Below are 19,013 nucleotides of genomic sequence, written 5' to 3' on the forward strand. Positions count from 1 at the left end.
CCTGGGGTCTGCGCGTCGTCATCCGATCACCAACCTGTCAGCGGTTAAATCAAGCCAATCCACCACCTATGCTTGAAGCCGCCGCTATTTCATTCCACATCGGTGAGGATGAAGGGCGAGACAGGAGAACGGCGGCGGCATCTGCTGTGGGCTTTGCCCGCATCGCTGATCCTGCATGCGCTCATCGCGGCGTTTCTGGTCTATGGCCTGCCGAGACCCGAGCAGCAGCCGGTTCAGCAGGAACAGCCCGTCAATGTCGCGATCGTGCCGCCACCCGAGAAGCCCAAGCCGAAACCTGCTCCAAAGCCACCTGAGCCGACACCTGAAAAGAAGGCTGAAAAGCCGCCTGAACAAAAGCCGCCTCCGGAACCGCCGAAGCCGCCAGACGACCAGGTTCTGAAGCGCGTTTTCCAGTACGGCCAGAAAGATACCGGGCCGGAGAAATCGCTCGACGGAAGCAGCGCTAAGCCCAGCACGCCGTCGCCGGCCAAGGATGAGGCAGCGAAGCCGCCTGTAGCACCGACACCCGCGCCAACCCAGCCCGCCCCGCCTGCAACGCCACAGCAGAAGGCAGAGCCCAGCAAGTCTGACGAGAAGCCAGCCACCGCTGCGCCGGACGAAAAGCCCGCGCAAAGCGAGGAGAAGCAGGCGACCGAGGAAACCGACAAACAGCAGCCGGACAAACAGGAACCCGCACCGCAACCCGCCGAAAAGCAAGCCGTCGTGACGCCAAAGCCATTGGCGGCTGAGATCGGCGACAAGCCGGCGCCTCCAGCCTCGACTGGAAAGGCAAAGCCCAAAGCCAAACCTGCCAAGACAATGACGTTCAAGCCCGCAAGAGCTTTCAAAGCGCCGATCGGGAATGCTGGTAGGTCAAATCCCACCAACGACGACGTTGCAGGATCACCGATCTATTCCGGCCTTCCGGGCGTCAGAAAGCTTTACTCGCAAGGGGCAACCGGCAATGCGTTCGCTACAAGCTCCATGGAGAATGTTCCGCGCGGTCAACGCGTGGCCACCCTTTGCGGCAATGTCCTCAGCCGGGAACTGCAAAGTGCCGACTATACGGTCAAATGGGTGCCAACCATTACGCTGGACAAAGGCAATGTTCTCAATCCTCCGCAGGCCGCCTTCAGCACCAGAAACGCCTGGTACAACCTAAATTTCCGATGCGAAGTCGACGCCGATGCGACGAGGGTCCTGTCCTTCAACTTCCGTGTGGGCTCATTGGTGCCGCCTGGCGAATGGGCCAGCCGTGGATTCACAAAGTATCGTCTAAACTAGGCCGGCACACCAAACCTAGCCAATTGCCGGCTAACTTCTTGCCAGTCAGCGCAAACGAAATCGGCACCGGCAGCCGTCAGGCGCGCAGCGTGCTCGGCATAGGTATGGCCGCCGCCGGTGTAGCCGATCGCGGTCATGCCGGCGGCGACCGCGCCCTGAATGCCGAAGGGCGAGTCCTCGATGACGATGCAGTCAACGGGATTGGCGCCGATCTTGTCCGCCGCGAAGAGGAAGATGTCCGGCGCGGGCTTGCCGTTCTTGACCATCGAGGAGCTGTAGATCGCGTCGCCGAAGAAACGCACCAGCCCGGTCACGGCAAGGCTGTGGTTTATGCGCTCGACGGAGGAGGACGAGGCGACACAGCGGTCGCCCGCAAGCGTCTCCAGAAACGCAGTGATTCCCGGTGTCGGCTTCAATTCCTGCGAGAACAGCACCTTGGTCTCGGCCCAGATGTCGCCGTCCGCCGCCGCCGGAAACTGGTGCCCGGTCAATTCCTTGATCCTGGCGATGATATCGGACTGCTTCATGCCGATGCATTGGGCGATGATTCTGGTGTTGACACCGGGCATGCCGTGCTTTTCGTAGACGCGCTCATAAGCGCGGGCGGCCAGAGGCTCGCTGTCGACGAGAACGCCGTCGCAATCGAAAATAATAGGCCTTGGTCGCGCCACGCGTTCCCCTCTCGAGTCAATTTTCGCACATCGCTATCGACAAAAAGTCAAATGTTCAATAGCGCGTGCGTTTTTGAGGGCGCGAAGAGCGGGCTCAAAGCTGGCGCAACGCATCGCTCGCACGGGAAGACCCGAGCGCCCGTTGCATGGCTTGCCGGGACTGCGCGCGATCCGGGGTGATCCAGTTCGGTTCGGCGCCGAGAAAGCGGTCGAGGAAAGCCACCGCATAGGCCGGCATCTCGGTCACGTTCTCGCGATAGGACCACCATGTGCGCAAATCGTCGGCGCATTTGTCGATGCCGGGTGCCGTGCCGAATTCCTGCTCGTGGATCGCCGAAATCACCGAGACGCAGTAGTTGGTGTAGAGGAAACCCTCCGGCCAGAAGCGGACGATTTCCAGCGTGCCGGCGTTCGTATCCGTCTCGACCAGCTGGGTGAGGCCGGAGATTTCTTTTGCCGGCGCCTGTTTTATCAACTCGCGCAGCACGAGGCCGGCGGCAAAGACGATGAAGTCGGCGCGGTCGATCGCGGCGAAGCGCTTCTGCGCCTCCATGATCTCGACCCAGTCGAGAAAGGCCCTGGTGAGCTTGGCCTCGTCGATCTCGAAGCGCACGCCGAACGTATCCGAGACCACCTTCGCGCTGCCGCGAAAAGTGGCGCGGAACCAGCGCAGCTGCCGCAGCCGATGGCGAAGATCGGGCATCAAGGCCAGTTCGTCCCTGAAGGGCAGATCCATATTCCTCGTATCCTGTTTCCCGGTCAGCCTAGCACAACGGTGGCACGGCCGAAATCGGTCAGCGCCCTTGTGGATGACCGCAGCCGAGGCCAATATCATACATATTGACATTCTCGGAAACAAATGTTCTCACTTTGCTGTTGTCACGCGCCGGTCCAAGGTGCGGTTCAACTGAGGCTTCGGGAGGAGAACCGAATGGCGATTTGGCAGTGGGGACTGCTTCTGCTGGTTATTGTGTGGGCGCTGCAGTCGCTCGGCGTCTGGCTGCAGATGCGGCACTATTCGGATGTCTTCAGGGGCGTCACCGACCAGTACAAGGACGGCTTCGTCGGAGCCGGCAATTTTCGCGGTCGGTTGGCCAAGGGCACCATCGCGCTCGTCGTGGTGACACCCGATCTGGTCGTGCGCCGCCTGATGGTGATGAGCGGCCGTTCCGTCTTCACCAAATTCAAAAGACATGAAGAGTTCGAGGGTGTTCCCCTCGATAAACTCCGGTCCAACCCTGCAATCATGGGGGAGGGGGAACCCGGTGTGGCCGAGGCCGTGAAACGGGCGATCGAGCAGATCGACAAGACACGGTCGGAGCCGGGGAAGAAGCCGGGCCTGTCCGGTTTGAACATAGCAAGGGCTTAGAGCCGGAGGATTTCGGGCTCTAAATCAAAGGGATAGAGGACGCCGCGCACCGACTGGGATCAACTGGCGGGTGGCATAAGGAGGAGAAATGTCTGTATTTTCGTTGTTGGCGCAGCATGCCGACATGGCCGTGCACAATCTGCATGTCGCAGGTGCCATGGTCTCGGATGCCGCATTGCATGGCAAGCTCGCTGTCGAGCATGCCTCCGACCATCTCGTTGTCCTCGCACAAGCGGACAGCGGACCGATCACTGTCGATCAGTTCAAGGAAAAGCTGAAGGACGTCCAGCAGGAAGAGCAGCTCGGCTGGCTGACCGCCATCGGCAAGTACTTTATCGGCATCTTCCAGAAGGGCGGCGAGGTCTTCGCCGGCTTCGTCACCGGCATCATCCCGACGCTGGTGGTGCTGATGACGGCCTTCTACGCGGTCACCGAACTGGTCGGTGAAGAGCGTGTGCATGGTCTGGCGCGCGGCGCCGGCCGGATCGCGCTGACGCGCTACACGCTGTTGCCGCTGCTGGCGGTGTTCTTCCTCACCAATCCGATGGCCTATACGTTCGGATCGTTCCTGGAAGAAAAGCACAAGCCGGCCTTCTATGACGCGGCCGTGTCCTATGTGCACCCGCCGCTCGGCCTGTTCCCGCACATCAATCCCGGCGAGTATTTCGTCTGGGGCGGCATTCTCGTCGCGCTGCTGGAGCTGGAAAAAAAGGGCGTCGTCGTCGCCGGCTACCACGTCAAGGTGGCGATCTGGTACGCCATCGTCGGCCTCGTCGTCATCCTGCTCAAGGGCATGCTGACCGAGCGCATCACCGCCATCATGGCACGCCGCCAGGGCGTCGAGCTGTAAGGGCGGGGAGGACATCATGGCCAAGACATACAAAGCCGTAAGGATCACCCAGGGCAAAACCGGCTGGGGCGGCCCGCTCGTCATCGAGCCGACCGAACAGCGCAGCAAGGTTGTTTCCGTCACCGGTGGTGGCATCCACCCGGTGGCGCAGCTCATCGCCGACATGACCGGTGGCGAAGCCGTCGACGGCTTCAGGGCGCCACCGATCGAAAGCGAGATGGCGGTTGTCGTCGTCGACTGCGGCGGCACCGCACGATGCGGCGTCTATCCGCGCAAGCGTATCCCGACCGTCAATCTGACGCCGGTCGGTCAATCCGGGCCGCTGGCCCAGTTCATCACCGAGGACATCTACGTTTCGGGCGTGAAGCCGGCCAACATCACAATGGCGGACGGATCCGAAACGATCACGACTGCAGGGGGAGCAGCAGCGATGAGTTCAAGCAACAATGCGGCCGCGGCACCACAGCCGCTGCCGAGCGAAGGTGGGCTGATCGGGCTCATCAGCACGATCGGCCGCGTCATGGGACGTATCGTCGGCATCTTCTTCAATGCCGGCCGCCGCACCATCGATCAGGTCATTCGCAACGTGCTGCCGTTCATGGCCTTCGTGACCATGCTCATCGGTCTGATCCTGTATACCGGCATCGGCGATGTGCTGGCGCAGCCGATGGGTCCGCTGGCCAACAACATCGTCGGCCTGCTGATCATCTCGGCGATCTGCGGCCTGCCGTTCCTGTCGCCCATCCTCGGGCCAGGCGCTGTCATCGCGCAGGTCATCGGCGTTGCCATTATCGGCCCGCAGATCGCCAACGGCACGATTTCGCCAGCGATGGCACTGCCGGCGCTGTTTGCCTACAATACCCAGGTGGGCTGCGACTTCGTCCCTGTCGGCCTGGCGCTCGGTGAGGCCAAGCCGAAGACGATCGAAATCGGCGTTCCGGCGGTGCTCATCAGCCGCCAGATCATGGGGCCGGTCTCGGTGCTGATCGCCTGGGTCGTCAGTCTGATCGTGTTCTAAGGCAACTCCGGGAAAAGCGCACAGTGCTTTCCCTTGGAAATTGCGTCAAAACAAAGAGATAGAGCGGTTCACCGCTCTAGGGAAAGTTGAGAAAAATGAGGTTCGCCATATGACGGTTCTGCTGAGAACACGGGTCACTGCCATCGGCCCCGAAGTGGCGGACCTTGCCGAAGGGGGCGTGGTCATCCTGTTTGCGGATGGCTCGCCGCCGGAGCTTGCCGAGGTTTCGGTGCTCCACAAGGCGGAGCAGGGGCCAAGTGACGGAGCGCCCGCCAAGGGCGCTTCGATCACCCTCGGCCCGGTTGCCGCTGTTATCACAGCGGTCGGCTCCAGCGCGTGGAGCAAGGTGCTGGAAATGGGCCATGTCGTCATTTCGTTCAACGGCGCTACGGAGGCCGAGAGGCCCGGCGAGATCTGCGCGTCGCAAGTCGACCCGCAAGCGCTCGTGGCCGCACTGAAGACCGGGGCGATCATCACCATCGCCGCCTGACAGCATTCGCGCCGCGGCCTATGTTGGGAGCGGCGCCCAAAACCAGAGTATTTGCCATGGAACGCTCGACCATCGTCCGAGTGCATGAAGGTTTGCACGCCCGTCCCGCGACGCGGTTCGTGAAGCTCGCCAAGGGCTTCGAATCCGACGTCGAACTGGTCAAGGACGGCAAGGCGGTCAGCGCCAAGAGTTCGGTCAAGCTGATGCTGCTGGCGGTCAAGGAGAACCAGGAAGTCACGGTGCGGGCGAATGGCGCCGATGCCATCGAGGCACTCGAGGTGCTGATCGGCTATCTCGAGAACCCGCGGGCCGGCCTCGATGATGAAGCGGAAGCGCAGAGCCCGGCGAACGATGCCGGGCAGGAAGCGGCACCCGCGCCCGGATCCGTGCCGGCGGCACCTGACGGGGCAAACCGCCTGCGTGGCGTGGCCGCCAGCGAAGGTTTCGCCATCGGCCCGGCCTTTGCGCATTTCCCACCCGATATCGCCGGACAGGGCCGCGTGTTGCGGGCCGAGGAGATCGAAGGCGAGATCGACAGGTTCCGCACAGCCGTCGGCGCGGTCCAGGCCCGCATGGATCTTGCGTTGGCGCAGGACAGCCTGTCGGCTGGAGACCGCGGCATCGTCGCTGCGCTGCGCGATATCGCCGCCGACGACAGCCTGACCGGTGAGGCCGAGGGCCTGATCAAGGGCGGCAATGACGCGGTCTCCGCCGTCATCACCGCCGCCTCCACCATTGCCGCCGAATTCAGCGCGGTCGACGATCACTATCTCAACGCCCGGGCGGACGACGTTCATGCGGTCGGGCGGCAGATCTGCCTCGTGTTGCTGGGGCAGGACGATATCAGCCTCGAAAACATCCCCGAAGGCGCTATCCTGATCGCCGACGACATCGGTGCCTGGGATCTGGCACGCGCGCCGCTGAAGCGTATCGGCGGCGTGGTGTGCGGCCATGGCGGCGCCACTTCGCACATCGCCATCATCGCGCGCTCGCACGGCATTCCGGCAGTGCTCGGCCTCGGCGGCCAGGTCAATGCCTTGCGCACCGCGCGAGAGGTCGCACTCGATGGCAATACCGGCCATGTGATCATCGACCCCGACGCGGCGACCCGCGCCGATTTCGCCGGCCGCGTCGAAGCGGCGGCAAAGGAGCGCGCCGGACTGACCATCTTCAAGACGGTGACGCCGACGCTCGCCGACGGCAGGATCATTGAAGTCGCGGCCAATATCGGCTCACTTGAGGAAATCGAAGCGGCGCAAGAGGCTGGTGCCATGGGCATCGGCCTGTTCCGCACCGAGCTTTTGTTCATGCGCCATATGCATCTGCCCTCAGAAGACATGCAGGCCGAGACCTATGCGGCGCTGGCCAAGGCTTTTGCGCCTTATCCGGTCATTGTGCGCACGCTCGACATCGGCGGTGACAAGCCGATTGCCGGCATCGAATTTCCCGACGAGGAAAACCCCTTCCTCGGCTGGCGCGGCATCCGCATGTGTCTCGACCGGCCCGACATCTTCAAGCGCCAACTGCGGGCGCTGCTGCGGGCCGCCGTGCACGGCAACATCAAGGTGATGCTGCCGATGGTGTCCGACCTCTCGGAGGTCAGGCAGACGCGCGTGCTGGTTGACGAATGCACGGCCGAGCTGAAAGCCGAAGGCGTGCCGCATGCGACGTTCGATCTCGGCGTCATGATCGAAACCCCGGCCGCCGTGCTGATCGCCCCGGCGCTCGCCAAGGAGGTCGCTTTCTTCTCGATCGGAACCAACGATCTGACCCAGTACATCATGGCCGCCGACCGGCTCAATCCGACCGTCGCCAAGCTCAACGATGTCACCAATCCAGCCGTCATGTCGGCGATCGAAATGACGGCAAAAGCTGGTGTCGCCGCCGGTATCATGGTCGGCATGTGCGGTGAGGCGGCCGGCCGTCCCGATCTCATTGCGACCTTCGTGAAGATGGGACTGACCGAACTCTCGATGAGCCCGGCTTCCATCCAGCGCGCCAAGAAAGCGATCATGGCCATGGCCGCTGAAGGCTAGCCCAGACCGGCTAATTACGGCAGATGGGCAAGCAAGGTGGCGAACACCGGTGTCAGTTCAGCGATCGGGTTTGCCTTGGCGCAGGCCTGAACGATGCGGTCGTGGCGAATATCCGCCGCCAATATCGCGATCTCCAGCATATCCGGCTCCGGCGCACCGTCAATGCCGGTGGTCGCCAGGCCGCAGGCCAAAGCGAGCGGCGCCAGGCAGCTTATGTCGAGCGCCCGGCCGGCAATCGCGGCCGGCGTTTCCGGCACGGTCTCGGCAAAGCGGACCGGACGCTGGCTGAGGCACTCGACCAGCAGCGCCGAACAGATCCCCGCGATTGCCTGCAGTCCGGCGCCTGGCGTGCCCAAGGCGGCCAGGAGGTCGCCATGCCGCTTGCGCATCGTGGCATGGACGGCCGCGAAATCGGCTTCGTGGATGCGGGCATTGTCGATGTTCAGGCCGGCAAGCACCGCCTTGCTCAGATAATACATATCGCGCCGGAATAGGCGCTCGGCGCTCAGCTGGCGGTCCTCGTTGCCGATCGGGAAATAGGTGCCGAGGCCCTTTACCGTCGTGCCGTCCACTTTGATCGGGCGCTCATGCGGGACGAAAGCTTCAGCGATCGACAACGCCTCGTCGACGGCACTGGCGGCATGGCTGAGCAGGCCTTCGATGCCCTTGCCCGGAAACGGCGGCAGATGGCTGGTTGCTTCGCGCAGGATGCTGGCATCGCCGCTGCCGTCATGGCGGCTCTGGCGGATGATTTCGCGGACTTCCCGCAGCCGATCCTTCAGATTGACGCGGACATCTTCGGAGATTTGTCGGAGCATCGCGGATCGCCTTGAAATTTGCTGCGGATAGCCGCCAACCGGGGCAGCCACCACTCTCTACATTGTTCCTATCGATTGGTAGATCAATAGGCGATACTAGACCAGCATGCAGAATCGGCGGCAGCGCGCTCGTCCGTCGCCGCAGGGGGAGAGACAGACTTGGGCAGACGACGACAGGGCGAAAGCGAAGACGGTCGAGGCGAGGCAACCGAGCAGGTCGCCAGCGAAAGCCGAACGGATCGCCTCAGGATTCGCGCCGCCTGGATGTATTTCGTCGAACAGATGACGCAGAACGAGATCGCCGACGTGCTCGGCGTCGGTCGCGTCACCATCGTGCGCATGCTGGCGGATGCCCGGGCGCGCAACGAAGTTAAGATCACCATCGAGAGCGAATTGTCGGAAATCGTGCGGCTTGAGCGCGCGCTGGAGAAGACGTTCGGGCTGCAGCAGGCGCTGGTGGCGCCGCTTTCGGCACCCGATGCCGATCCGATACCGGCGATCAGCGCCAAGACCGGCAGTTTCCTGTCGGACACGATGAAGTCCGGCATGCGGGTCGGCGTCGGCTGGGGGCAGACGCTGTTCTCGAGCCTGCCCTTCATCAGCGCCAAGTCGCTCACCGATTTCAAGGTGATTTCGCTGCTTGGCGGTGTCGGCGTCGTGCGCCGGGTAAACCCAGCCGAGTTCGCCTGGCGCTTCGCTCAGATATTCCAGGGCGACGGCTATCTGATGCCGACACCAGCCGTCGTCGACAGCGTCGAGACCAAGATCGCACTGATCGAGCGCTGCGGCCTGCAGGAGATTTTCGAGATGGCCGACGTGCTCGATGCCGTTCTGCTGAGCGTCGGCGGGATTGCCTCGGCCACCACCTTCTCTCGGGGCGGCTTTCTCAAGGAGGCGGATCGGGAGGCCCTGCTTGCGCGAGGCGCCGTGGGTGACCTCCTGTTCCATTTCTTCGACCGCAACGGCGATCTGGTCGACCATCCGGTCAACAGCCACGTGATGTCGGTGGATGTCGACCGTCTGCGCAAGGCGCCGATCCGTATCCTCACCTCCGGTGGCGAGGAGAAAACCGAAGCGCTGCTCGGCGCCATGACCCTCATCGCCCCAACCATCCTGATCACCGACGAGGAGAGCGCGCGGCGCATGCTGGAGGCGGTCAGCGGAAGCTGAAACTGTCCGTGATGTAGTCCGGCCAGGCCTGCTGTTCGTCGAAAACAGCGGCGAGATCCGGTGTGTCCGCCAGTATTCCGCTCAGCACCAGCGCGGTGGCGATGCCGGCGCTGTTTCCCCCCGATATATCGTGTTCGACGCTGTCGCCGACACAGACCACGGTGCCAGGGTCCGGCTCGCCGGCCAGCGCCAGCGCGGCTTCGAAAATCGCCTTGTCGGGCTTGCCGATACGGGTAACGCTGCCGCCCAGGCTTTCATAGAGATCGGCCAGACGGCCGGCGCCGAAGCGAGGGCCAACGGCCGTCAGCATGACGATGTCGGGATTGGTGCAGAAACACGGCACCCGCCGCTCTGCAGCCGGCGCGAACAGCCTGCGATAATGGTCGAGGTCAAAGCGGTCACCCTCGCTGGCCGCGATCAGCACCAGTTCGGCCTCATCGCCGGACCCGGTCAGCACAAAAGGCAGGCCCTCGATCGCGGAGCGGTCAGCTTCACGGCTGATCAGCAGGCATTTTGTCCCTGGGCGCAGCTTCCCCGACGCCGCCATGTCCGTGAAGGATCGCCACGCCACCTCGCCGGAAGAGACGAAATGATCCCAGCTTCCCTGTTCGAAGCCGAGTTTTATGAGCCGGCTTTCATTGGGTTGCGCCCGCCTGCCGGAGTTCGAAACCAGCACCACGGTCTTGCCGGCACGCTTCAGCGCCGACAGCGCTGCCACCGCGCCCGGATAGGGCCGAGTGCCGTCATGCAGCACGCCGAACTGGTCGAGCAGGAACACGTCGTAGCGCTCCGCCAGCGGCCCGATGCCGTCGAGACGTTCGATCGTTTTGGCGCTCATAGGAGTCCTGCCCGGCTTGCACCCATCAGCGCCAGCCGCGCCGTGCCGGCGGCGGCCTCGTCGGAAAGCGCGGGCAGGAAATCGACGCCGAGCCTGCGCCGCCGGATTGCCGTCCAGGCCGGGTTCGCCGCCCCGCCTCCGACGCTCCTGACCGATATCAGCGCGGGCGCGCCGAGTTCGGCAAGCCTGCCATAGCCGAGCGCCTCGATCGCGGCGATGCCTTCGAACATCGCTTTCAGATAATCGGCGTCGTCCGCCGGCCGGGGCGCAAGGCGAGGCGGCAGCGCCGGATCGGCGATCGGAAATCGTTCGCCCGTGGCGGGAAGCGGATAGTAATCGAGGCCGGTGTCTGTCTCCGGGTCGATTTTTGCGCTGAGTTCGATGATACGAGCGAGCGGAAAATGCTGAGCCAGCACCTTGCCGCCGGAATTCGACGCACCGCCTGCCAGCCAGGCGTTGCCGAGCCGGTGGCTGTAGATGCCGAAGCGCGACGCCGAAATCGGCCGGTCGGACAGGATCTTGATGGTCAGCGAGGATCCCAGCGCAGTGACGCCGTCGCCGATCGCGGCAGCACCGGTCGCCAGGAACGAGGCGCAGCCATCCGTGGTGCCGGCGACAACGGCCACATCGCGCGGCAAGCCGAACAGTTCTCCGGCTTCCGCGGTGAGGGCGCCGGTGACTTCGCCCGGTTCGGCCACGCGCGGCAGCAACTCCACGCGCATTCCGGTCGCCGCGATCCATTCCGGCCAGCGCCGGGCCTCGACATCATAGCCTGTCTTCAGGGCATTGTTCTCGTCGCTGATGTCGAAGCGGCCGGAGAAGTTTCCGGCAATCCAGTCGGCCTGATGCAGCACCGCCGCAATGTCCGGCAGATGCTGGAAGCGCAGGGCCTTGGCGAGGCCGGATGTCGCTCCGTGCGCTGCACTTGCAGCCGGCGCGGTGCGGGCGATAGCGGCCAGGATGTCGTCGTCATCGACCTTGTCGTTGTACATCAGCGGTTCGGCCAGCGGCCGCCCGGCGGCGTCGACCGGCAGCAGCGTGCCGGAGGTGCCGTCAACGGCGATGGCGCGGACCGCCGTGCGGTCGATGCCGGAAAGCAGCTCCGTCAGCACCGTCTTGACCGCTTGCCACCACGCCGTGGGAGCTCGCCCATCGCTGCCAAACCTGTCGAGTGGGACGGCCGCGTGCCCGGCTATGGAAAAATCCGGGCGCATGGCGACGGCGCGCGCACCCGATGTGCCGATGTCGATGCCGATGACAAGTGGCATCATGCCCATGCTAGCCGCCAGCCGCGTTGAGCTTCTGGCGATATTGCTCGGCGTCCCAGTTGACCAGTTCGTCATTCTCGGAAGCGGTGAGATAGTTCAGCCGCGCGGCGACATCGATGCGCGCCGTCACGTCGGCGAGGCAGCGTTGCATGGCATCGGCGCCGGCACTGGCATCGCCGCGCATCAGCACGCCTGCGCCGGGAAACAGGATCGCCGCAGGCGACGTGCCCAGTCGTGCAATGACATCGGCCACGGCCTCGCCTGGTTTCGCCACGACGGAGCCCTGGCCGAGGAAGATGACGTGGTCCGGATAGAGGCTGCCGGCCTGCGCCATGCGGCGGCTCTCAGGGTCGAGCGCAACCGCATGCGCTTCGACAGCGGCCGGTAATCTGTAGCCGCTGCCGCCGGCAAGCGCCGCCAAGGCGTCGAGGTCGGGTGCGGCGGTCGCGCGCGCCGGCCGGGCCAGCAATGACCTGATACGGCGCAGCAGAAGCTCCGCCCCGGCGACGGTTTCGGCGGCGACGACCAGGCCGTGATTGCCAAGGATCAGCACGTCGACACCAGGCCGCAGTTTCTCGGCAATGCCGCGTGCAAGCGGCAGGCCGGGCCGGAAATAGGGCACATAGGCCCATTCGATGCCATCGAGCCGCCTGACGACCTCGGCCTCGCCATCGGCCTGCACGGCAAGCGAGATGGTGTCGACGCAATGGACATGCAGAACAACGCGCTGCGGCATCAGGGCGTGCACCGTGGTCTCGATCGACGGCCGCAGGCCGCGCGGGTTGAGCGCTGCAATGGTGAAACCCTGCGGCTGGTCGGCGGCGCGATCGCGCTGCTCGACGGCCCTCAGCAGCGGCGCCATCGCCACCGGCACCATGATGTCATCGACGAGCGCGTCCTTCAGCCAGGTGCCGGACGCCTTGATCCACAGTGTGTCGCCGGCTTTCAGCGAGGTGTTGCCGCCTGCCGCCTGGGTCAGGTGCGGGCTCTGCCCGATGCTGGCCGAAAGCGCCCGCAAGGCCGCCAGTTCCTGCGCATCAGCTTGGGTCGCCATGGCGCTTTTCCTCCAACGGCTCGGCCGTGTCCTGCGCGAAATCCCGTTGCCGGGGTCGAATTGGCGCTGATATCGCAGATACGAGTGATCTACGTCAATAGTGATATACTATCATCAAAACGCGCTTGCAATCTGGCTAATGTTGAGTAAGTTGCACCAACTGCCATGGAAAATGGCATCCGGGAGGAAAGAATTGAGCGACTCCGGCCGCCAGCGTCAGATCGTCGAACTGCTGCGGGATCGTCCGTTCGCTTCGGTGCGCGAGCTGCAGGAACGGCTTGGCGTTTCGGCCGCGACGGTCAGGCGCGATATCGACAGGATCGACGAAGCCGGCGAAGCGCGGAAGGTCTATGGCGGCATCTCGGCACTCGACGGCGCTTCCCAGGCCGGTGTCGCCTACGCCCGGCCCTATGACGAGAACCGCGACCTTGCGGTCGAGGCCAAGCGGCAGATCGCCGCTCTGGCGGCGACCATGGTGCGCGACGGCGACGCCGTCATCGTGCATGGCGGCTCGACCTGCTTCCATCTCGGGGTCAAGCTCGCCGAGCGCAACATCCGCCTCTACACCAACTCGATGCCGCTGGCGGCCTATCTCAGCGATCACGGCCATTGCAGCCTGACGGTTGCCGGCGGTGATCTGCATCGCGAACCCGGCATCATCCATTCGCTCACCCAGGCCGTGCCCTTCTACGCCTCCAAATTCTTTCTCGGCGCGCAAGGCCTTGGCGGGGAAGGCGTGATGGAATCGCACCCGCTGCTGGTACGCTCGATCGTCGATCTCAGCCTCTGCGCCGACCAGATCGTGGTGCTGGCCGACAGCCGCAAACTGTCGATCCACGCGCGCAATGTCGCGTTGCCGCTTTCCCGCATCGGCACGCTGGTCACCGATGACGGCCTCTCCGACGCAGATGCGCGCATGCTGGAAGACGCCGGCGTCATGGTGCGGATAGCCTCGGGAGCCATCCAGTGAAGGTGGCTGTCCTCGATTTCGGCAAGACCAATTCGAAGCTGTTCGTCTTCAGCCAGGACGGGCGGATCATCGACGAGCGCCGGACCCAGCCGAAATGGGTGCGCCAAGACGGCTTCAGCGTGCTCGACGAGGCGGCGCTCCACCATTGGGCGCTCAGCGCCGTTGCCGATGCGGTCGACGGTCATGGAGTGGAAGGGGTCATGGTGTCGGGCCATGGCTGCACCTTTGCCTTGGTCGACGAGGCGGCGCTGACGCATCCGATCCTCGATTACGAGCAAGAGCCGCCGGCCGAGATTGCCGCGCGGATCGATCGCCGCATTCCGGACTTTGCCGAGACCTTCTCGCCGCGGCTGCCGCTCGGCTTCAACTACGGGCGCCACATGCTGTGGCTGCAGGAGGTCGATCCGGACGCGTTCGCGGCGTCGAAATCGATCCTCGGCTATCCGCAATACTGGAGCTGGCGCCTTGGCGGGCGGGCGGTCTCGGAAGTGTCCTATCTCGGCTGCCATTCGCATCTGTGGGCGCCGCGCCGCCAAGACTTTTCCTCGCTGGTCGACGCGCAGGGCTGGCGTGACCGGATGCCTGCCTTCGAGCGCGCCGGCGCCGTTATCGGCGAACACCGCCTCGGCGCTGCGGTGATCGCCATCCACAACGGCGTCCATGATTCGAATGCGGCGCTGCATGCCTATCGCCGGCAGGAGCTTGGCCCGGTCACCGTCGTTTCGACCGGCACCTGGGTCATCGTGCTCAATCCGGACTGCCCGCTCGACGCACTCGACCGGGATCGCGACATGCTGGTCAACGTCGATGTCGGCGGCGGCCCAGTGCCGACCATCCGCTTCATGGGCGGGCGCGAATTCGCAACAATCAGCGCCGGCTGGCAAGGCGAGATCGCCGGCCCAGTGGTGCAGCGGGTGATCGATGCCGGCATCATGGCGCTGCCGAGCTTTGCGCCGGGCGGGCCGATGTCGGGGCATTCCGGCCGACTGGTCGGGCGCGCGCCCAATGCCGAGGAACGCGCGGCCGCGGCGCTGCTCTATGTCGCGCTGATGGTCGATCTCTGCCTCGACCTCATCCATTCGAACAACACCGTGATCGTCGATGGCGGGCTGAACACAGGCGGTGTGCTCGCCGGGCTGCTGGCGCAGTTGCGTCCCGGCCAGGCCTTCCTGCAGGGCGCCACGCTGGAGGGCAGCGCCACGGGTGCCGCGGCGCTCGCCTTCGAGAGCGTCGGGCGCGAATTCGCCGCCGAAGTTCCGGAGCCGGTGCGCGCATCGCGTTTCACCGGGTTGGCAGGCTATCGCAGCAATTGGCGCGACGCCACCATGGACCGCGGCGTCGCTGATGCGGCAGTGGGAGGCGCGCGATGAGTGCGATTGCCAGGGCCGAGACCGCGCGCCAGCCGGTGCTGGAGATGCGGCACATCTCCAAGACGTTCGGCACCATCCGTGCCTTGCACGATGTCTCGCTCAGCGTCCACGCCGGCGAGCTGCACGCCTTGATGGGCGAAAACGGCGCCGGCAAGTCGACATTGATGAAAGTGCTTTCAGGCGCCTATCGGCCGGATGCCGGCGGCGAGATCCTGATCGACGGCATGCCGGCCGCGACCGGCGATCCGATCAAGGCGCGCGCCAGCGGCGTCGCGGTGATCTATCAGGAGCTGTCGCTGGCGCCCAATCTGACGGTGGCGCAAAACATCTTCCTCGGCAACGAGCCGCGACGCTTCGGCATCGTCGACCGCGACCAGTGCACCCGGCGCGCCAGGGAGATCATCGCGCGTCTGGGCGTCTCCTTTTCGGCCCGCGACATGGTCTCCAGCCTGTCGCTCGGCGAGCGCCAATTGGTCGAGATCGCCCGCGCGCTGTCGACCAATGCGCGCATCATCGTCATGGACGAGCCGACCACGTCGCTGACCTCGCGCGAGACCGACCGGCTGTTCGAGGTCATCGCGACGCTGAAATCGCAAGGCATCGCCATCATCTACATCAGTCACCGCATGGAAGAGGTCTACCAGCTTGCCGATCGCGTCAGCGTGCTGCGCGACAGCGGTTATGTCGGTACGCTCGAGCGTGCCGAACTCAGCGCCTCGCGCCTGGTGTCGATGATGGTCGGCCGCGATCTGTCGGCTTTCTACAAGAAGGATCATCGGCCGCCGGACGAAAAGCGCGCGGTGGCGCTCTCGGTGCGTGGCATGTCCGACGGCCGTCTCCTGAAAAACTGTTCGTTCGACCTGCACAAGGGCGAGGTGCTGGCGCTGGCGGGTCTGGTCGGCTCCGGCCGTACCGAGCTTGCGCGGCTGATCTTCGGCGCCGACAGGCGCGTGTCAGGCACGCTGGAACTCGACGGCAAAACGATCTCCATCGGCTCGCCGCGCGAGGCGCTCGATGCCGGCATCGCCTATCTGACCGAGGACCGCAAGGAACTTGGCCTGTTCCTCGACATGTCGATTTCCGACAACATCAGCATGGGCGTGCTGGCGCGGGATTCGCGCGCCGGCGGCTTGCGCGACTTCGCGACCGCCGAAAGGCGCGCTTCCAAGGCTGTTGCCGATCTCTCCATCCGCACCAGTTCGGTGCAGGCCAATGCCGGCTCGCTGTCGGGCGGCAACCAGCAGAAGGTGCTGCTCGCCCGCCTGCTCGAAACCGAGCCGAAGGTCGTCATCCTGGACGAGCCGACCCGCGGCGTCGATGTCGGGGCGAAATCGGAAATCTACCGGCTGATCGACAATCTCGCCAAACAGGGCATTGCCATCCTGATGATCTCCAGCGAACTGCCCGAGGTGATCGGCGTCGCCGACCGCGTGCTGGTGATGCGCGACGGCACGATATCGGGCGAGGTGACGGCGTCGCAAGGCGAACCGCTAAGCCAGGAAAAAATCATGGAACTTGCAACGGGAGCGGCTCAGCAATGACCGACAAGGCGACCGAGATCAGCGCAGGCGGCCAGGCCACCGGCACAAGCCGACGGTTGCGCACGGCTTTCGCTGCCCTCGGCATGCTGCCGGTGCTGATCCTGCTGGCGGCCGGCTTCCAGTTCCTGAACCCGCGCTTCCTGACGGAGACCAATCTTCTGATCGTCACCCAGCAGTCGTCGATCAACATCGTGCTGGCGGCCGGCATGACCTTCGTCATCTTGACCGGCGGTATCGACCTGTCCGTCGGCGCCATCCTCGCCGCATCGGCGATGGTGGCGGTGATGGTGTCGCTGGTGCCGGACTGGGGTTTGCTCGGCGTGCCGGCGGCCATTCTGGTTGGCCTCGGCTTCGGCCTCATCAACGGGCTGCTCATCGCCTACATCAAGCTGCCGCCCTTCATCGTCACGCTGGGTTCGCTGACCGCGGTGCGCGGTGTCGCCCGCCTGCTCGGCCAGGACACCACGGTGTTCAACTCGGACCTGCCGTTCGATTTCATCGGCAACGGTTCGCTGTTCGGCATTCCGTGGCTGGTCATCATCGCGCTGTCGGTGGTTGTGCTGTCCTGGCTGGTGCTCAAGCGCACCGTGCTCGGCACCTGGATCTATGCCGTCGGCGGCAATGCCGAAGCGGCGCGGCTGACCGGTATCAAGGTGCCGCTGGTGCTGCTCTTCGTCTATGGCGTTTCCGGCCTGCTGGCCGGTCTTGGCGGTGCCATGTCGGCGGCCCGGCTCTACGCCGCCAACGGCTTGCAACTGGGCCAGTCCTACGAACTCGACGCCATTGCCGCTGTCATCCTCGGCGGCACCAGCTTCGTCGGCGGCGTCGGCTCGATCTGGGGCACGCTGATCGGCGGCCTGATCATCGCGGTGCTCTCCAACGGGCTCATCTTGGCCGGTGTCTCAGACATCTGGCAGTACATCATCAAGGGATTGGTCATCATCGTGGCGGTCGCCCTCGACCGCTACAGGCTCCAGGCAGGAGCAAGAACGTGATTGACCTTAGTCGCCGGCGTCAACGACCGGTTTGTGTAACGCACCGTGAGAGGCGCGGGGCAATCGGAGGAAAGCAATGAAGACCATCGCCAAACTGCTCTGCGGCGTCGCACTCGCGTCGCTCGCCATCGCGCCTGCTTCGGCCAAGGACCTCAACAAGGTCGGTATCTCGGTCGGCCTGCTCGGCAATCCCTTCTTCGTCGCCACCATCAAGGGCATCGAGGACGCGGCCAAGAAGATCAACCCGAAGGTCGAGGTGACCTCGGTATCGGCCGACTATGACCTCAACAAGCAGGTCTCGCAGGTCGATTCGTTCATCGCCGCCGGCGTCGACGTGATCATGCTCAATGCCGTCGACGCCAAGGCGATCGCGCCGGCGGTGAAGAAGGCGCAAGCCGCGGGTATCGTCGTTGCCGCCTTCGACGTTTCGGCGCCGGGCGCCGACGTCACCGTGATGACCAACAACGTCAAGGCCGGCGAAGAGGCCTGCAAGTACCTGGTCGACCACACCGGCGGCAAGGGAGACTACGTCATCCTCAACGGACCGGCATCGTCCTCGATCCTGGAGCGGGTGAAGGGCTGCAAGAACGTGCTGGCGCAGCATCCCGACATCAAGATCCTCTCCGACGACCAGAATGCCGAAGGCTCACGCGACGGCGGCCTGAAAGTGTTCCAGTCGCTGCTCACCCGCTTCGACAAGATCGATGCGGTGTTCGCCATCAATGACCCGACGGCGATCGGCGCCCAGCTTGCGGCCAAGCAGCTCAACCGTTCGGAATTCATCTTCACCGCCGTCGACGGCGCGCCCGATATCGAGAAGGAGCTCTCCTCCGGCACCTCGATGATCAAGGCTTCGGCCTCGCAGGACCCTTACGTGATGGCCGGCCAGTCGCTGACGATGGCGGCCGAACTGCTGGCCGGCAAGAAGCCGGCGGAGCCGACCGTGCTGCTCGACCCGAAGCTGATCACGGCCGAGAACCTGAAGGACTACAAGGGCTGGACCGCGGCCCGCTAAGAGCCTGTTTGGAAATTCTACTCTGTCGGCCATCTAATGGCGTTTTCTGCGCTTCCGTTGCTCACGGACCAAAAGTCCGCTGCGCTACGGTTCTCGAAACCACCACCATATGACTCGCCAGAGCGAATTTCGAAACAGTCTCTAACTCTACAGCGTGGGGGGGGGGGGGGGGGGGGCGGCCCCCGGGGGGGGGGGGGGGGGCGGGGGGGGGGGGGGGGGTGTGTGGGGGGGGTGTTGTTGTGGGGGGGGGGGGCGG

18 protein-coding genes are annotated in these 19,013 nt (G+C 64.5%); 12 read left to right on the plus strand and 6 right to left on the minus strand.

Going from position 1 to position 19,013, the window contains the following annotated elements; genetic code table 11:
- Nucleotides 1–108: 108 nt before the first annotated feature.
- Nucleotides 109–1,284, plus strand: a complete 1,176-nt coding sequence (locus tag AC0L3E_RS27620; protein ID WP_473606080.1) for a DUF930 domain-containing protein — start codon at nucleotides 109–111, stop codon at nucleotides 1,282–1,284.
- Here AC0L3E_RS27620 and AC0L3E_RS27625 read toward each other — a convergent pair.
- Together AC0L3E_RS27625 and AC0L3E_RS27630 are read right to left on the minus strand one after the other, a co-directional pair.
- Nucleotides 1,281–1,955: an HAD family hydrolase gene (locus AC0L3E_RS27625; protein WP_473606082.1), complete on the minus strand. Its 675-nt coding sequence runs from the start codon at nucleotides 1,953–1,955 to the stop codon at nucleotides 1,281–1,283. The two genes, AC0L3E_RS27620 and AC0L3E_RS27625, sit on opposite strands and share 4 nt — an antisense overlap.
- 94 nt (nucleotides 1,956–2,049) lie before the next feature.
- A complete protein-coding gene (locus AC0L3E_RS27630; protein WP_128309425.1) occupies nucleotides 2,050–2,691 on the minus strand; it encodes a hypothetical protein in 642 nt (213 codons plus the stop codon).
- A gap of 195 nt (nucleotides 2,692–2,886) precedes the next feature.
- On the opposite strand from AC0L3E_RS27630, the gene AC0L3E_RS27635 reads away from it, so the two are divergent.
- From AC0L3E_RS27635 to ptsP, 5 genes are all read left to right on the plus strand, one after another.
- A complete protein-coding gene (locus tag AC0L3E_RS27635) occupies nucleotides 2,887–3,324 on the plus strand; it encodes a transcriptional regulator GutM (RefSeq protein ID WP_023811041.1) in 438 nt (145 codons plus the stop codon).
- Between the two features lie 88 nt (nucleotides 3,325–3,412).
- Nucleotides 3,413–4,174 (plus strand): PTS glucitol/sorbitol transporter subunit IIC, encoded by a 762-nt coding sequence (srlA, locus tag AC0L3E_RS27640; protein WP_013529328.1) that lies wholly within the window; start codon nucleotides 3,413–3,415, stop codon nucleotides 4,172–4,174.
- A gap of 16 nt (nucleotides 4,175–4,190) precedes the next feature.
- Nucleotides 4,191–5,192 (plus strand): PTS glucitol/sorbitol transporter subunit IIB, encoded by a 1,002-nt coding sequence (gene srlE, locus AC0L3E_RS27645; protein WP_127295941.1) that lies wholly within the window; start codon nucleotides 4,191–4,193, stop codon nucleotides 5,190–5,192.
- A 109-nt stretch (nucleotides 5,193–5,301) separates the two neighbouring features.
- Complete coding sequence (locus tag AC0L3E_RS27650; protein WP_013529330.1) at nucleotides 5,302–5,682, plus strand: PTS glucitol/sorbitol transporter subunit IIA; 381 nt, start codon at nucleotides 5,302–5,304, stop codon at nucleotides 5,680–5,682.
- A 56-nt stretch (nucleotides 5,683–5,738) separates the two neighbouring features.
- Nucleotides 5,739–7,718, plus strand: coding sequence for a phosphoenolpyruvate--protein phosphotransferase (ptsP, locus tag AC0L3E_RS27655; RefSeq protein ID WP_473606084.1), 1,980 nt, complete (start codon nucleotides 5,739–5,741; stop codon nucleotides 7,716–7,718).
- Nucleotides 7,719–7,732: 14 nt separating this feature from the next.
- On the opposite strand, the gene AC0L3E_RS27660 is transcribed toward ptsP, so the two are convergent.
- A complete protein-coding gene (locus tag AC0L3E_RS27660; protein ID WP_127322497.1) occupies nucleotides 7,733–8,536 on the minus strand; it encodes a hypothetical protein in 804 nt (267 codons plus the stop codon).
- Between the two features lie 159 nt (nucleotides 8,537–8,695).
- Here AC0L3E_RS27660 and AC0L3E_RS27665 point away from each other — a divergent pair, with 159 nt between their 5' ends.
- Nucleotides 8,696–9,706 (plus strand): sugar-binding transcriptional regulator, encoded by a 1,011-nt coding sequence (locus AC0L3E_RS27665; protein ID WP_023811047.1) that lies wholly within the window; start codon nucleotides 8,696–8,698, stop codon nucleotides 9,704–9,706.
- Here the strand turns inward: AC0L3E_RS27665 and AC0L3E_RS27670 are convergent.
- From AC0L3E_RS27670 to AC0L3E_RS27680, 3 genes are read right to left on the minus strand one after another with little or no spacing between them, the layout of a single operon-like run.
- On the minus strand, nucleotides 9,693–10,544 hold the full coding sequence (locus tag AC0L3E_RS27670) for a TIGR01459 family HAD-type hydrolase (protein WP_473606085.1): 852 nt from the start codon (nucleotides 10,542–10,544) through the stop codon (nucleotides 9,693–9,695). The genes AC0L3E_RS27665 and AC0L3E_RS27670 overlap by 14 nt on opposite strands.
- Nucleotides 10,541–11,815 (minus strand): FGGY-family carbohydrate kinase, encoded by a 1,275-nt coding sequence (locus AC0L3E_RS27675; RefSeq protein WP_473606136.1) that lies wholly within the window; start codon nucleotides 11,813–11,815, stop codon nucleotides 10,541–10,543. Before AC0L3E_RS27675 ends, AC0L3E_RS27670 begins: the two co-directional genes overlap by 4 nt.
- A gap of 7 nt (nucleotides 11,816–11,822) precedes the next feature.
- Entirely contained in the window at nucleotides 11,823–12,866 is a 1,044-nt protein-coding gene (locus AC0L3E_RS27680; protein ID WP_473606086.1) for a class II aldolase/adducin family protein, read from the minus strand.
- 193 nt (nucleotides 12,867–13,059) lie between these two features.
- On the opposite strand from AC0L3E_RS27680, the gene AC0L3E_RS27685 reads away from it, so the two are divergent.
- The 5 genes from AC0L3E_RS27685 (at nucleotide 13,060) to AC0L3E_RS27705 (ending at nucleotide 18,757) form a co-directional block, all read left to right on the plus strand.
- Nucleotides 13,060–13,836, plus strand: a complete 777-nt coding sequence (locus AC0L3E_RS27685; RefSeq protein WP_473606087.1) for a DeoR/GlpR family DNA-binding transcription regulator — start codon at nucleotides 13,060–13,062, stop codon at nucleotides 13,834–13,836.
- Entirely contained in the window at nucleotides 13,833–15,206 is a 1,374-nt protein-coding gene (locus tag AC0L3E_RS27690) for a carbohydrate kinase (RefSeq protein ID WP_473606088.1), read from the plus strand. The genes AC0L3E_RS27685 and AC0L3E_RS27690 overlap by 4 nt, the downstream gene beginning before the upstream one ends.
- Nucleotides 15,203–16,747, plus strand: coding sequence for a sugar ABC transporter ATP-binding protein (locus AC0L3E_RS27695; RefSeq protein WP_473606089.1), 1,545 nt, complete (start codon nucleotides 15,203–15,205; stop codon nucleotides 16,745–16,747). Before AC0L3E_RS27690 ends, AC0L3E_RS27695 begins: the two co-directional genes overlap by 4 nt.
- Entirely contained in the window at nucleotides 16,744–17,742 is a 999-nt protein-coding gene (locus tag AC0L3E_RS27700) for an ABC transporter permease subunit (protein ID WP_127266680.1), read from the plus strand. Before AC0L3E_RS27695 ends, AC0L3E_RS27700 begins: the two co-directional genes overlap by 4 nt.
- Nucleotides 17,743–17,818: 76 nt before the next feature.
- Nucleotides 17,819–18,757, plus strand: coding sequence for an ABC transporter substrate-binding protein (locus tag AC0L3E_RS27705; protein WP_127320947.1), 939 nt, complete (start codon nucleotides 17,819–17,821; stop codon nucleotides 18,755–18,757).
- Nucleotides 18,758–19,013: the final 256 nt, after the last annotated feature.

This window comes from Mesorhizobium sp. WSM4822 (genome assembly GCF_055811155.1).

What these genes read in the sequence shown, in the direction of transcription:
- AC0L3E_RS27620 (WP_473606080.1), top strand. Translation starts at nt 109, where the DNA reads ATGAAGGGCGAGACAGGAGAACGGCGGCGGCATCTGCTGTGGGCTTTG.
- AC0L3E_RS27630 (WP_128309425.1), bottom strand. Translation starts at nt 2,691, where the DNA reads ATGGATCTGCCCTTCAGGGACGAACTGGCCTTGATGCCCGATCTTCGC.
- AC0L3E_RS27635 (WP_023811041.1), top strand. Translation starts at nt 2,887, where the DNA reads ATGGCGATTTGGCAGTGGGGACTGCTTCTGCTGGTTATTGTGTGGGCG.
- srlA (WP_013529328.1), top strand. Translation starts at nt 3,413, where the DNA reads ATGTCTGTATTTTCGTTGTTGGCGCAGCATGCCGACATGGCCGTGCAC.
- srlE (WP_127295941.1), top strand. Translation starts at nt 4,191, where the DNA reads ATGGCCAAGACATACAAAGCCGTAAGGATCACCCAGGGCAAAACCGGC.
- AC0L3E_RS27650 (WP_013529330.1), top strand. Translation starts at nt 5,302, where the DNA reads ATGACGGTTCTGCTGAGAACACGGGTCACTGCCATCGGCCCCGAAGTG.
- ptsP (WP_473606084.1), top strand. Translation starts at nt 5,739, where the DNA reads ATGGAACGCTCGACCATCGTCCGAGTGCATGAAGGTTTGCACGCCCGT.
- AC0L3E_RS27660 (WP_127322497.1), bottom strand. Translation starts at nt 8,536, where the DNA reads ATGCTCCGACAAATCTCCGAAGATGTCCGCGTCAATCTGAAGGATCGG.
- AC0L3E_RS27670 (WP_473606085.1), bottom strand. Translation starts at nt 10,544, where the DNA reads ATGAGCGCCAAAACGATCGAACGTCTCGACGGCATCGGGCCGCTGGCG.
- AC0L3E_RS27675 (WP_473606136.1), bottom strand. Translation starts at nt 11,815, where the DNA reads ATGATGCCACTTGTCATCGGCATCGACATCGGCACATCGGGTGCGCGC.
- AC0L3E_RS27680 (WP_473606086.1), bottom strand. Translation starts at nt 12,866, where the DNA reads ATGGCGACCCAAGCTGATGCGCAGGAACTGGCGGCCTTGCGGGCGCTT.
- AC0L3E_RS27695 (WP_473606089.1), top strand. Translation starts at nt 15,203, where the DNA reads ATGAGTGCGATTGCCAGGGCCGAGACCGCGCGCCAGCCGGTGCTGGAG.
- AC0L3E_RS27700 (WP_127266680.1), top strand. Translation starts at nt 16,744, where the DNA reads ATGACCGACAAGGCGACCGAGATCAGCGCAGGCGGCCAGGCCACCGGC.
- AC0L3E_RS27705 (WP_127320947.1), top strand. Translation starts at nt 17,819, where the DNA reads ATGAAGACCATCGCCAAACTGCTCTGCGGCGTCGCACTCGCGTCGCTC.